A 13570-nucleotide genomic window follows, 5' to 3' on the forward strand; every position below is an offset into this window, starting at 1 on the left:
TTTATAATGATGTTTTCTTGATAGCAAAAACGGTAACTGTTATGACTGAATTACTCGCAAAGCCTTTACCCCCTGCTGACGATGACTGCTGTGGCGGTGGTGCATGTAACCCTTGTGTATGGGATTATTACTACGCTGAACGAAAAAAATGGCGTTTACAACAAGTCGTATTAAAAGAACAAGTCGCATTAAAAGCGGCTGAAGCGCATAAAATCCCATCAAATGAAGATTAGCCACTAAAGATAAAACCCTCATTCTGCTTAGGCTTTCAATGCAAACACTCGGTTTTCAATGGGATTTAATCCATCATCTTGATCACTTGTGCCACCAGTTTATTAATACCACTAGCCGCTTCAGTTAACGTTGTTGCCAGCATATAGGCCGGTGTAGACACTAGCTTACGATTAGCATCAACAACGATATCATCAACTGCACAATCTCGGTGCGCTAAACCCACATCGATTAAGGCTTTTGCAATGCCAATATCATGACCTATGGTTGCTTGAGCATTTTCACCATAAATGAGTGGGATCATCACCGGCGCTATACACATATAACCGGCTGGCTTATTGGCCTTTACAAATGCTTGGCATACGGCCATCACTTGTTCATTCACTTTAAAGGCTTCAGCGTTAATAGCAAAGTCAGATAAATTTTTTGCCGCGCCAAAACCACCGGGTACGATCAAGGCATCAAACTCATCGATATAAAATTCTGTTAAGTCTTCAACATCACCACGAGCAATGCGCGCAGACTCTACCAGTACATTGCGTTGCTCTTTTGCCATCACTTCACCGGTTAAATGATTAATCACATGATGTTGATTAATATTTGGCGCAAAGCAGCGATATTTAGCGCCCGCTTGTTCAATCGCCAGCAGAGTCAACACTGCCTCATGAATTTCAGAGCCGTCGTAGACCCCACAACCTGATAACATTACTGCTATATTTTTCACATTTCCTCCGTAGCTACATTGAGCTTACTTTGTATTAATTGACAGATCACCACGAGATAAACTGCCCCCGCCATTAAAAGGGCAAAGGGTAAGGTACTGCCATTATAAAATATCGCTAAAATAGGACCCGCTAGGGCGCCAATACCAAAACGCAAAGTACCATTTACCGCTGTTGCTGTACCAGCGTGTTCAGCAAACTCTTGTAAAATTAAGGCGTCAGCATTGACCGAAATCATCGATAAACTCCCCATTAACGGCAAAATAGCCACAACATAATAATATAGCGATAAAGAAAATATACTGGCCAGCAATAAACTTGTTACCGCCACAAAGGCGAGGACAACACCAAAACGTAACATTTTTCTAGATCCAAACTTACCCACCAGCCGTGTGTTGATAAAGTGCGCGGTCATTAAAGCCAAAATATTCAACGCAAATAGCAAACTAAACTCAAATTCAGAAACCTTAAATACGGTCAAATAAACAAATGAAATGGCGGTGATATAACTGAAAAAAGCCAATGAGGCCATCATAACGGTCAATAAATCAAAACGAGCGGCACGGTTACTAAAAACAATTTTATAACGCTCCACGGCACTATAGGTGATTGTCGATTTGATCGTTTTAACATCGGGTAAATAATAAAAACTGCACACAAAAACAATAAAAGCATAACCCGCCAAGACATAAAAAATCATTTGCCAACTGTGCAGCAGTAATACGCTGCCAATACTGGGGGCTATCATGGGCGCCAACATCATGATCATACTGACATAAGACAGTCCTTTCGCGGTGTCTTTGCCATAAAGCTGTCGAATAATACCGGGCACAACCACTGTCGCTGCTGTACTCATAAACGCTTGAAAGAAACGTAAAGCTATAAATTGTTCAATATTTTGTGCAAAGGTTAATGCCACTGTGGTTAATAAAAAGCCCAATAAACCTATCATGACTAATGTGCGACGAGCATACTTATCCGCCATGGGACCAAACACTAACAAGCCAACGGCATAACCCAATAAATAAATACTTAAGCTATTTTGCACTAAGGGCATTTTTGTTGAAAAATATTGAGTAAGCTCAGGCATGCCAGGAAGATACATATCAATGGCCAAAGGAGATACCGCGATAATAGCGGCTAATAAGGGTAATATTAATTTTAATGATATTTTTGTGCGGTACTCTGTCACTGCGCTTATTTCCTTGTGTTTTTAAGATTCAGGGTAGTCATACACTAATTGGCCTAGCACTTGAATGGCTTGGTCAATTTTTTCGCTCCATTGTACGCCATAGCTTATACGCATATAGTTTTTATACTTTCCAGAGGGTGAAAAAACCTCTCCGGGCGCAAAATTTACGCCTTGTGCAATCGCTTGTTTAAAAAACTGGCTGGTATCGACATGTGAACGACAACGTACCCATAAAACGCTGCCACCCTTGGGTTTTGAAATACACACTTGCTCAGGAAAATGCTCAGCGATCAACGCCCGCATGCGCTCACAGTTATAACGCAGGGTTTTTCTAAGCACTTGCAGGTGCCGGTCATACTCGCCACTCATTAAGTAATCACTTAATGTCCATTGTTGCAACATTGACGTAGAGCATGATTGGGCCCTTTTGATACGCTTAGCTTTTTCTTCAAACTTACCGGCTAACAACCAACCGACTCGATAACCCGGAGCCGCTGTTTTTGAAAAAGATGAACAGGTTAATACTAAACCTTTTTCTGAGTATAACTGTGCTGACACCGGCCGGTGCTCAGTAAAATACAAATCGCTGTAGACTTCGTCCTCAATTAAGACAATGTCGTTTTTCTCCAGTAACTTGACCATAGCTTGTCGTTGCTTATCGGTCATCATTGACCCTAGCGGGTTACTAATGGCGCTTGAAAACAAGCAGGCTTTCACTGAATGTTGTTTAATAACCTTGGCTAATTCTACAACACAAACACCGTCTTCAGTGCAGGTGTAAACCTCTAAAGCCTTCATACCCAAACTTTCAATAAGTTCGATAAGCCCAAAGTAGCAAGGTGATTCAACCGCGATAATATCACCGCGCTCAGCCACACATTGCAGGGCAATAGACAAGGCTTCTTGTGCGCCATTGGTAATAATTAAGTCTTCGTGATTAACCGAAACACCCTGCTCTTGATAACGAAAAGCTAAATTCAAACGTAGTTTAGGATCGCCATTAATCGGCCCATAACTCACCGCTTTTTCAGACACTCGACTCAGCACTGAGCGCATCAATCTTGCTAGGGTTTTATCTGGCGGATGCGCATTAACAGGATTAGAAATGCCTAATGCCACTGAGTCAGGCATATGCACAGCGTCATAAACTTGCTCAATTAAACTCCGGCATGATATTTCTGCCGGCTCACAACTGGCCCATATTGCCCGCATGGGTAATAAAGTGCGTGCTTGTTTAGCCTTTAAATAGTAGCCCGACTGTGGCCGAGCAGAAATACTACCTTGGCGTTCAAGTTCAAGGTATGCCTGCTTGACAGTAGGTACGCTGATCTCAAACTGTCGACTGAGTTTACGTAAACTGGGTAATTTATCACCTGGGCGTATTGCGCCACTTTGTTGCTGAAACTCAACAAAGTCGATCACTTGTTGATATAGAAAGTAGGGGGATGATTTGTCAACTAATCGCATAACTGTATAGGTTGCATTTTCATTTTTTTGTATATGTTATTAAAACAAAAAATCGGTAAAATGTCTATCCGTCACTAACAAACCGTTTGCTTAATATAAGCCCTGTTAATGTTAGTGATGAGGTTGAAAATTAAAGTGACTAAAAATACTAACGAAGGCGTTCAACATGGCATATCGGGTAAAACAGTATTGGATAAAACCGTATGAATAAGAAAGTATTGAATAATGCCTTAGCACTTGTTGTATTGAGCTTTTACTGCTCAGCTACAAAACAATAAGCACAAAGAACAAAAATAATGTCGATCACTACACAGTGCCTCAGTCATCACTAACCGTCTGGCGCTGAGTAATTTAAATTTTTATCGCAAGTGCTTTACTTGCAAAAAGACTAAGGGATTTTAATGAACAACACATTTTTATACTTAATTACCGTGTTGATATGGGGCTCTACCTGGATAGCGATTAATTACCAATTAGGTCATGTTGCTCCAGAGGCGTCTATCGTTTATCGCTTTGGTTTGGCTGCTATTATTTTATTTACCTACTGTAAACTTAAAAATTTGCGGTTAAGGTTTTCCTTGCGCCACCATCTTCAATTCTTTCTTTTTGGCGTCACTTTATTTAGCTTTAACTATTATTTACTCTATAGCGCACAGCAACATATCAACTCAGCATTAACCTGCATTGCCTTTTCAATGATCATGTTTTTTAATGTCTTCAATGCTCGCATTTGGTACGGCACTCATATCACTAAACAAGTTTACTTAGGGGGTAGCTTAGGATTACTCGGCATAGTGACACTGTTTTGGCCACAAGTAAGTGACACGCAATTAGGCGCTGAGACGCTATTAGGCTTAGGATTTTGCATTCTGGGTACTTTAGTCGCGTCTACTGGCAATATGCTGTCAATGAGAAATCAAAAACTAAAGCTGCCGCTAATACCGGCGATGACATGGGGCATGACCTACGGGGCCATTTTTATGGCGATAATCGCTATGGCTCAGGGGAAAGATTTCAGCTTTGACTATACCTTTTCTTATATCAGTTCATTACTTTATTTAAGCATTTTTGGCTCTGTTATTGCCTTTGCTAGCTACCTAACATTACTCAACCGCATTGGTGCACATAAGGCTTCTTATGCTTCAGTGATGTTTCCAGCGGTGGCGGTGATCATTTCAACTGTGGTTGAAGGATTTGCGTGGACCACCTATACCTTCGTGGGCTTATTATTTATTTTAGCCGGTAACCTTGTGGTACTCATTCGCTCTAAAAAGCAGCTAACAGGTGATAGTTGTAAAGAAATACAGACAGATAGCGTAGAAAAAGCAGATATCAATCAAACAAAACTGAAGACACAGAGCTGATAATCAGGTTTAATACTTTCCAAACGGTCAACTTTTTGTGCGCAGTTCACTTACCCCTAAGTACAATTGCACCGCGGCGCTAAACACCTTCCGGTTTAGCGCCGTTTTTTCTTACCCTGCTACTGTGCTTGTTTTTCCTTGCTAGTGTAAATTAATACCAATTTCATTAATTAGGGGGCTACTTTATACGTAGGAAAAATGGCCAAATATAAGGCATTTATTTTAATAACTAGTTGTGCTAATTATTAAATAAATAACGCTGTAGTGGTTTTTTTTAGCCAGTATAAATGATCAGGTAATTAGTGATATTGGTATAACAGGTCAAATTAAAGACCCATGAGCATTTTACCCGCAACCTCTTTCACTAGCTTTGCCGCCAACTGAGCGGTCATATTGTCGATATCTTTATTGGGATTAAACTCAACAATATCAGCGCCCACCAGCGGTGTATTAATTTGATGGATAAGGTGGATCACTTCACGACTTGTTAAGCCACCCGGCTCTCGGTGTGAAACTCCCGGTGCAAAGGCGGGGTCAATGCCATCAATATCAAGTGATAGATAAACTGGGTGCTGAAAGACTAACGGCTGGGCCAAAGGCCAATGGCGCATTTCTAGTGACTCAACCTTAAACTTTTCTATTTGTTCATTTTGATGCAAATTTAATGTCCGTATACCTACCTGCACTAAGCGATCACATAAACCGTCTTCCATCACGCGGGCAAAAGGACAAGCGTTTGAGTAGCGATTGCCTTTGAAAGAATCATACAAGTCAGAATGGGCATCAATGTGTAATATGGTGATTTTATCAAAAAATTTTCGGTAACTTTTGAGAATGGGATAACTAATACTGTGATCGCCCCCTAAGGTTAATAACCGGGTGTTTTGTGCAAGTAACTGGTCACAACGTTGTTCAATTTTATCGATAAAGTTATCTGACGAGCTTATGTCGACATCACCGGCATCAAGCCATTGCTTTGACTCGCGCAAGTTCACGCCTAATTCTGTAGCACCATTTAATGAACCATGATTTAACACGTCGCGAATTTTATTTGGCGCTAAGGCAGCGCCGCGCTCGAAGGAAGAGTTGTCATCAAATGGTACACCTAACAATGCGACTTTACCTACTGGATTTTCTACCATTTTATTGCCTTTTATGAATTTTTTGTGAACTTTTTATAAGCTTTTTGTAACAGCCTTTTATGATGAACCATGTTCAGTTATCTACGGAACATGGTTCATCTATACTCTTTCTACTTACCAATGCAGCTTGGCAATTAAGCTAAGGGTATTTAATAGCTACCAATCGGTGAACCGGGTGGTAGTGTTATCTTGGATGCCGGTGTCGATGACTTATCATGCGCTAAGCTGTAATTAATTTGCTGAGCTAATAACTGAAAGTGCGCTCGAAAGCCTGGGTATTTTCGTGTGCTGCGCTTATCGGTTAACCATAGAGCTAAATCTGTTAATGTTACATACACTTCAGCTCTGACTTCTGGCACAATATTTTGGCTATGCCAAAGCACAAGTAAATGCTCAATTAATTGCTGATTTACCCTTTGTTGCACTAACATGGCTGTTGAGCTTTTTGGTGCTGATTTTATTGTGCCTTTGACCAGTTTATTGAGTAAAAATGCCACTGACGGAATATCGTTATCAAGCATGGCTTGTTGCTGCAGTCTTGCTAGTCGCTCGGTATTGAGTAATAGCGACAATGTGTGTTTTGCACTTGCCTCTGCGGCACTGATGGGGTCAAAAGTCACCCCTGTTTGGCTATTAAAACTTTCTCTATCGCGACTATAACCATAGGCCTTAGGGGGTATTAAGGCGGTGATTTTAGCGGGCAGTGTTAAGGTTTCTACGCTTAGCGTTGCGAGTAAGGCATCAAGTGCTGCTTGTTGAGATTTGCCTGCAACCCTGGTTTGCTGATTACTAAATTGTTCACTGCGCAGTTGATAGCCATAGTCAACACCGGCAATTAATTTTGCCGCGGCTTGTACCTGAAAGCGATGAAAATTGTAAATGGGCACTAATATTTTTTCGAGTTCAGACATCGGCGTACCAACCGGTATACTGTTCAAACCAAAGTTTTCTAATGCCAGTGCTCTAACCGCTAAAACACGGTTTAACTCTGTAGCCGCATCTTGACCATTGTCCCACAAATGCCCTGTAGCATGAGCGCTTGATTGCGATCTTGCATCGGGGTCAGAAATATACTTCAGCCCCTTTTTTTGGGTTGCTGCTATTAACTCAGTCAAAAACTGGGCTTCTTGTGCTTTTTCTACCTCAGCATAACCATAAGCAATCACATATTTATCCCATTCACCGATGTCTTCGGCATAAGCATTAGCTAAGCTTATCTGGCCATTTTCAATGGTAATTAACGGATGGGGATAATCCATCACTGACGCTCGATTATTAACACTGGCGGCAAAATTATGTGCGATGCCTAAGGTGTGACCAACCTCATGTGCCGCTAATTGACGAATGCGCGCTAACGCCATGGCTTTCATAGCGCTAGTGTCAGTATTGGCATTTTTAAACGGTGACGTTAAGCCTAAGGCAATTAAATAGTCTTGGCGAACACGTAAAGAGCCTAAGGTGACATGGCCTTTAATGATTTCGCCGGTACGCGGGTCGATCACTGATGAGCCATAAGACCAACCGCGTGTAGCGCGATGTACCCATTGAATAACGTTGTAACGAACATCCATGGGGTCGGCGTCACTTGGTAGCAGCTTAACTTGAAAGGCATTTTTATAACCAATAGCAGAAAAGGCTTGATCCCACCAACGCGCGCCATCTAGCAAGGCACTTTTAATCGGCTCAGGGACTCCGGCATCTAAGTAATAAATAATCGGCTCTACCGCTGCACTTATTTTAGCTGCAGGGTTTTGCTTAACTAAACGATGGCGAGGAATATTGCGTTTAATCAATGGCTCATCAATGGCGCTGGCATAATCTGCATAGGCGTGCTGCCAAAAGCCACTAAAGGGATGAAACTTTCGTGTTTGATAACTATTATCAGGCAGCTTAATGAGCGAGTGGTGTAAGTTAACCGTAACCGCTGAGGCATCAGGCGTCACTGAGCGCAAGTGAGATCCAGCGTCTGTGCCTTTATAAGTCACAGTGGCCTCTAGTTCGGTATTGTTTGGAAAAGCTTTTGTACGCTTTTTATAAACACCACTGCGCGTGGCATCAATCTTAAAACTGCCTTGTTTAGTGCGCTTTAATTGCGCCGACAAGTTATGAATATCTGAGAGTAAAAATGGCGTGTAATCAATTAAGGTTTTACGGTTATCTGCTGAGCTATGACTTACCTTAAAGCCCCAAATAATCGAGCTAGCAAAGGCTTCATCTATCGCTTGCTGTTCAAGGATGTTATCGCTATTAGCACGATAATCAGTGTTGAGTTGGCGCAGAAAAACTTTATCACCCACTATTTCAAAACGCACTAACCTAGTATCACCCAATTGGCCGCGGTCTAAACCAATATCATTTGAACCAACACCCTGTGGCAAGCCACTTTGAAATAAAAATTCTTGCTCAAAGTTCTCTACTTCTAAAAACACTTTGCCTGTTTTATCATCAAGATAAAAAGAAAAGTAACCTTGATGGATCTGCTTGTCTTGAATAAATTCAGTATAACTTTTTTCTGTTTTTGCCTGCACTTGCGCTGACAAGCCACAGTAAAAAAATAACACCATTAGCCTAATAAAAAACCTCATTGCATATCCTTGTAGTCAGTAAAGCTAAATAAATTACCTGCTTAGTTAAAATTAAAATGATTAGAAGTACTGAAAATACGCTTATTTTTGTTATAATCAGTTCAAAATTAACTTTTGATTTTTTGATAATACCCATTAAATTAAGTCAGTGAGCAATAATAAGTAATAAACAAGTAGTAATAATAAATATTCAAGAACACATTTTATTGTTGCAGACTAAACATCGGTACCTATATCGATATAGCCTAGGCTTGATTGAACCATAGCTAGCGTATGTGATTAAAAGTAAAGTAGATATTGGATATTTAGGACACTTTATATGTTCGATTATTTATTGTAATGGGTATACTACATCATAACATCGAAAATAAAATACGATATGCTCTATCATAAGAGTATGACTCTAAAGTAATTAGGTAACCCTATGCAACGACTAGCTCCCGCTTTACGTGAAGACAATGTACCGTTAGATTTAATTTCATTAATAGAAACTATTTTAGCTGCCACCAAAGAAATTTCCTTTCGAGTTAGCCAAGGGCACTTAAGTGACTCAATGGGCTCGACCTTAGATGAAAATATTCAAGGTGAAGTGCAAAAGAAACTCGATGTTGTTGCCAACGAGTTATTTAAAGATATTTTGTTAGAATCAGGCTTTGTCAAAGCCGTGTCTTCTGAAGAAGAAGACACGTCAGTGGCAGGTGACGAAGATGGCAAATATATCGTTTCATTTGATCCCTTAGATGGCAGTTCAAATATCGATATTAACTCATTAATTGGTACTATTTTCTCCATTCACCAAGCGCCAACAGATATGGCCGCTAGCAATCCTGATATGTTTAAGCAATCAGGTAATCACCAAGTTTGTGCGGGTTATGTACTTTATGGTCCATCAACGACCTTAGTTATGACCACAGGCAGCGGTACACACTTTTATGTTTTAGACCGCACGCATGGCGGTTACTTATTAGTTGAGCGCAATTTACAAGTGCCTGAAGAAACGCAAGAGTTTGCTATTAATATGTCAAACCAACGTTTCTGGCAACCACCTATGCAAAACTACATTAGTGATTTACTTGCCGGTGATACCGGCCCACGTGGGAAAAACTTCAATATGCGTTGGATTGCCGCTATGGTAGGTGATATTCATCGTGTTCTCACCCGTGGTGGTATATTTACCTATCCGGCTGATAATAGAAACCCAGAAAAACCCTACAAGTTACGTTTAATGTATGAAGCCAACCCAATGAGCTTTTTAATTGAACAAGCCGGTGGTTTAGCGATGACTAGCCAAGGGCGTATCATGGATATTGAGCCAACAGATATTCATCAACGTGTTGAAGTGATCATGGGTTCTAAAAATGAAGTTGAAGCCTGTTTAGGTTATTACAAGTAGACTTAACCTACGACTCATCAAGCTAAAATATAAACCACCCGCATGTAATGCCGGTGGTTTTTTCGTATAACGCTTCGGTCTAATCGGCTTTAACCTCATGTTCACCCATTAAAGCACCCTTAAATATCTAACCACAAATGAGCGTTTAACCCGCTAATTCTTTCTTTTTTAGCGTCATAGCCTTATATTTTTATAGGAAAAGTCAGCCCTAGTGCTTCATAACACTATGCTGTTAACGCCTCATATCAATTCCACAGAAAAAACATATCTAACCTTATTTATGGCTCGCACTTGACTTAGATCAAAAAAGGGTTACAATTTTCACAAATTACTGAAAGTTCAGAAAGGACAGAAGGACAGAAATATGAAAATTACACCTATGACCCAATCGCTAGTATTACACTTTGGTGAAATGGGCTCACGCTGGGGATTAAACCGTACACTTGGGCAAATGTATGCGGTTATTGTGCTCACCGAAACACCGCTGAATGCCGATCAAATCAGCGAAGCACTACAAATATCTCGATCGAATGTCAGCATGGGTTTAAAAGAACTTAAATCTTGGAACCTGATCAAACTGCACCATATTCCAGGCGATAGAAAGGAATACTTCTCAGCGCCAAGTGATATCTGGGAAATTGCTCGAACCTTAGTGGTTGAACGAAGAAAGCGCGAGTTAGACCCAACATTATCGGCATTACGTGATGCCTTAATGGAGCAGCCGAGCAATGAGTCAGATGAATATACCCAAATGCGCGTTAAACAAATGCATGATCTGATGGAGATGGTGACGCAGTGGACTAATGAAATGCAAGGTATGTCTTCAGAAAAACTATCCGCTTTACTCAAACTGGGTGAAGGCATTAGTAAGATTTTAGATGTTAAAGATAAGTTGTTACTAAGATAACAAAAAATTTCACCTCCCAGTATCTCAAACATAAACAACTCAAGTTATATGACTTAACCTAGTGGAGTACATCACGTGTTAGATGCAGCAGCTATTGCTAACGACACAAGTTTCATGCTTTCACGCATCCAATTTGCTGCCAATATTAGTTTTCATATTTTATTTCCTACCATCAATATTGCCTTGTGCTGGATATTGCTGTTTTTTAAAGTGCGCTTTAACCAAACACAAGACCAAAGCTGGTTACGCGTTTACCGATTTTGGGTCAGAATATTTGCCTTAACCTTTGCTATTGGCGTAGTCAGTGGTATTACCATGTCATTCCAGTTTGGTACCAATTGGCCTGGTTATATGGAAACTGTTGGCAATATTGCGGGGCCATTACTGGGTTATGAAGTCATGACCGCGTTCTTCTTAGAAGCGTCATTTCTGTCAATTATGCTGTTTGGCATGGATAGAGTCTCTAATCGTGTTCACACCCTTGCCACGGTACTGGTCTCTTTTGGTACCACCTTATCGGCATTTTGGATTTTATCACTCAACGCTTGGATGCACACGCCAGCTGGTTTCGAAATGATTGACGGTGTCGCCCATGTTACCAGTTGGTTTGAGGTTATTTTTAATCCGTCTATGCCTTATCGCTTAATGCATATGTTATTAGCTTCAGGGTTAACATCAGCATTTTTAATCTCTGGTATTTCCGCCTATCGACTGCTCAAAGGCGACAATAAAAAGTCAGTAAAACAAGCGTTGAACTTTTCAGTTACCTTAGCGGCTATTTTAATACCAATACAAATTTTTGTTGGTGATTTACATGGCTTGAATACATTTCAAAATCAACCGGCAAAAGTCGCCGCTATGGAAGGTGTTTGGGAAACAGATACCAGCGTGCCATTATTATTATTCGCCTTACCTAATGAAGAAACACGAGAAAATAGCTTTGAAGTAAAAGTGCCCAACATGGCTAGTATTATTTTGACCCATGACGCGCAAGGTGAAATAAAAGGTTTAAACGACTTTGTTGGCGAACATCCACCTGTAGCACCGGTATTTTTCAGCTTTCGTATTATGATCGGCGTAGGTGTATTAATGCTGTTATTTTCTTGGTTGGCCACTTATCAATTTGTTCTCAAAAAACGCTATCCACCTTGGTTATTAAAAACAGGTATTGCCATGACATTCTCTGGCTGGCTAGCAACATTAGCGGGTTGGTATGTCACTGAAATTGGCCGCCAGCCTTATTTAGTTACGGGCATATTACGCACCAAAGACGCGGTAACTACCACGCCACCAGAAGACATAGTATTGTCTTTAACCTTATATCTGGTTATTTATGGCTTTTTGCTGATTGCCTATATTCGTACTCTATTTGTTATGGCAAATCGTGCAGTAATATTAGAACAAGCCGATGTGTCAATAACCGACACAGGCCCAATGATAGACGATAAACAAACTGCACAAAATAACACTACCTTAGGAGCTAAATTATGATCCCCACAACTTTAGATTGGCTACCCATAGTTTTCGTTGGCTTAATGGGCTTTTCATTTTTAATTTACGCGATACTTGATGGTTACGACTTAGGCGTTGGGGTTTTACTGCCATTAGATAACCAGCAACAACGCGACACAATGATCTATTCCATTGGACCATTTTGGGATGCTAATGAAACTTGGCTAGTGATGGCTATTGGCTTGTTGTTGATTGCGTTTCCAAAAGCTCATTCCATTATTTTTCAGGCATTGTATCTACCAACAGCCTTAATGTTAGCGGGACTGATTTTACGTGGCGTATCATTCGACTTTCGTACTAAAGCACCTAGTACCGACAAAAAAAAGTGGGATTACGCGTTTAAATTTGGCTCATTATTAGCGACATTATCACAAGGTTATATGCTGGGACGCTATATCACCTCATTTGAAGATTCATGGTTAACCCTGGGTTTTTCTGCTTTATCAGCTGTTTGTGTAACCGCAGGTTATTGCTTTATTGGTGCGGCATGGCTGGTAATGAAAACTGAAGGTGAACTACAACGTAAAGCGGCAAAATGGGCAAAGCATACCAATATATTGATGGCTTTGGGGATTGTCGCTGTGTGCTTCACCAACCTATTAATTGATCAACAAATTATGGATAAATGGTTAGGTGGCGTTCAAGCGATAGTACTTATTCCCATTACTTTGTTACTTGGCTTTACTTTTTTTACCGTGCATCGCTATTTAGGTAAAGTGCCAATGGAAAATGACCTGGGTTGCTGGCTACCATTTTTAGCGGCAATTATGCTCTTTATTTTATGTTTTTGTGGTTTAGCCTACAGCTTTTATCCTTATATAGTACCGTTTCAATTAACTATATTTGAAGCAGCAAGTGCACGAGAATCTTTATGGGTTATCTTTGTTGGCGCGGCAGTCGTATTACCCATGATTATTGCTTACACCATATTTTCTTATAAAGTGTTTTGGGGTAAAACCACCAAGCTTAATTACTAAAGTCGTATAAAAAGAGTATAAATAGTGACTAGGCTAATGCTTATAATTTTTGCTAGAATATACGACATATTCTAGAAA

11 protein-coding genes are annotated in these 13570 nt (G+C 40.4%); 6 read left to right on the plus strand and 5 right to left on the minus strand.

Annotation, left to right across the window (positions count from 1 at the left end):
* The first annotated feature begins 41 nt into the window (after nucleotides 1-41).
* Complete coding sequence (locus H4J59_RS14845; RefSeq protein WP_182191813.1) at nucleotides 42-233, plus strand: oxidoreductase-like domain-containing protein; 192 nt, start codon at nucleotides 42-44, stop codon at nucleotides 231-233.
* A 65-nt stretch (nucleotides 234-298) separates the two neighbouring features.
* Here the strand turns inward: H4J59_RS14845 and elbB are convergent, their stop codons facing one another.
* From elbB to H4J59_RS14860, 3 genes are read right to left on the minus strand one after another with little or no spacing between them, the layout of a single operon-like run.
* Nucleotides 299-955: an isoprenoid biosynthesis glyoxalase ElbB gene (gene elbB / locus H4J59_RS14850; RefSeq protein WP_182240600.1), complete on the minus strand. Its 657-nt coding sequence runs from the start codon at nucleotides 953-955 to the stop codon at nucleotides 299-301.
* Entirely contained in the window at nucleotides 952-2145 is a 1194-nt protein-coding gene (locus tag H4J59_RS14855; protein ID WP_182240602.1) for a multidrug effflux MFS transporter, read from the minus strand. The genes elbB and H4J59_RS14855 overlap by 4 nt, the downstream gene beginning before the upstream one ends.
* Before the next feature lie 21 nt (nucleotides 2146-2166).
* Nucleotides 2167-3612 (minus strand): PLP-dependent aminotransferase family protein, encoded by a 1446-nt coding sequence (locus tag H4J59_RS14860; protein ID WP_182240604.1) that lies wholly within the window; start codon nucleotides 3610-3612, stop codon nucleotides 2167-2169.
* Nucleotides 3613-4013: 401 nt separating this feature from the next.
* Here H4J59_RS14860 and H4J59_RS14865 point away from each other — a divergent pair, with 401 nt between their 5' ends.
* Nucleotides 4014-4976: a DMT family transporter gene (locus H4J59_RS14865; protein WP_182240606.1), complete on the plus strand. Its 963-nt coding sequence runs from the start codon at nucleotides 4014-4016 to the stop codon at nucleotides 4974-4976.
* A 326-nt stretch (nucleotides 4977-5302) separates the two neighbouring features.
* Here H4J59_RS14865 and speB read toward each other — a convergent pair whose 3' ends face one another.
* Nucleotides 5303-6118: an agmatinase gene (gene speB / locus H4J59_RS14870; protein WP_182240608.1), complete on the minus strand. Its 816-nt coding sequence runs from the start codon at nucleotides 6116-6118 to the stop codon at nucleotides 5303-5305.
* A 149-nt stretch (nucleotides 6119-6267) separates the two neighbouring features.
* Nucleotides 6268-8703 carry a zinc-dependent metalloprotease gene (locus H4J59_RS14875; RefSeq protein WP_182240610.1) on the minus strand — a complete coding sequence of 812 codons (2436 nt, stop codon included), beginning with the start codon at nucleotides 8701-8703 and terminating at the stop codon, nucleotides 6268-6270.
* A gap of 424 nt (nucleotides 8704-9127) precedes the next feature.
* On the opposite strand from H4J59_RS14875, the gene H4J59_RS14880 reads away from it, so the two are divergent.
* The 4 genes from H4J59_RS14880 (at nucleotide 9128) to H4J59_RS14895 (ending at nucleotide 13492) form a co-directional block, all read left to right on the plus strand.
* The gene (locus H4J59_RS14880; RefSeq protein ID WP_182240612.1) at nucleotides 9128-10096 is read left to right on the plus strand and encodes a class 1 fructose-bisphosphatase; all 969 of its coding nucleotides are present in this window, start codon (nucleotides 9128-9130) and stop codon (nucleotides 10094-10096) included.
* Nucleotides 10097-10460: 364 nt separating this feature from the next.
* Nucleotides 10461-11003, plus strand: a complete 543-nt coding sequence (locus tag H4J59_RS14885) for a GbsR/MarR family transcriptional regulator (RefSeq protein ID WP_182240614.1) — start codon at nucleotides 10461-10463, stop codon at nucleotides 11001-11003.
* 114 nt (nucleotides 11004-11117) lie between these two features.
* Complete coding sequence (locus H4J59_RS14890) at nucleotides 11118-12494, plus strand: cytochrome ubiquinol oxidase subunit I (protein ID WP_182240693.1); 1377 nt, start codon at nucleotides 11118-11120, stop codon at nucleotides 12492-12494.
* A complete protein-coding gene (locus H4J59_RS14895) occupies nucleotides 12491-13492 on the plus strand; it encodes a cytochrome d ubiquinol oxidase subunit II (protein WP_182240616.1) in 1002 nt (333 codons plus the stop codon). Before H4J59_RS14890 ends, H4J59_RS14895 begins: the two co-directional genes overlap by 4 nt.
* The last annotated feature ends 78 nt before the right edge of the window (nucleotides 13493-13570 follow it).

The organism is Colwellia sp. MB02u-10 (assembly GCF_014077185.1).
GTDB lineage: Bacteria > Pseudomonadota > Gammaproteobacteria > Enterobacterales > Alteromonadaceae > Cognaticolwellia.

What these genes read in the sequence shown, in the direction of transcription:
- H4J59_RS14845 (WP_182191813.1), top strand. Translation starts at nt 42, where the DNA reads ATGACTGAATTACTCGCAAAGCCTTTACCCCCTGCTGACGATGACTGC.
- H4J59_RS14860 (WP_182240604.1), bottom strand. Translation starts at nt 3,612, where the DNA reads ATGCGATTAGTTGACAAATCATCCCCCTACTTTCTATATCAACAAGTG.
- H4J59_RS14865 (WP_182240606.1), top strand. Translation starts at nt 4,014, where the DNA reads ATGAACAACACATTTTTATACTTAATTACCGTGTTGATATGGGGCTCT.
- speB (WP_182240608.1), bottom strand. Translation starts at nt 6,118, where the DNA reads ATGGTAGAAAATCCAGTAGGTAAAGTCGCATTGTTAGGTGTACCATTT.
- H4J59_RS14875 (WP_182240610.1), bottom strand. Translation starts at nt 8,703, where the DNA reads ATGAGGTTTTTTATTAGGCTAATGGTGTTATTTTTTTACTGTGGCTTG.
- H4J59_RS14880 (WP_182240612.1), top strand. Translation starts at nt 9,128, where the DNA reads ATGCAACGACTAGCTCCCGCTTTACGTGAAGACAATGTACCGTTAGAT.
- H4J59_RS14885 (WP_182240614.1), top strand. Translation starts at nt 10,461, where the DNA reads ATGAAAATTACACCTATGACCCAATCGCTAGTATTACACTTTGGTGAA.
- H4J59_RS14890 (WP_182240693.1), top strand. Translation starts at nt 11,118, where the DNA reads ATGCTTTCACGCATCCAATTTGCTGCCAATATTAGTTTTCATATTTTA.
- H4J59_RS14895 (WP_182240616.1), top strand. Translation starts at nt 12,491, where the DNA reads ATGATCCCCACAACTTTAGATTGGCTACCCATAGTTTTCGTTGGCTTA.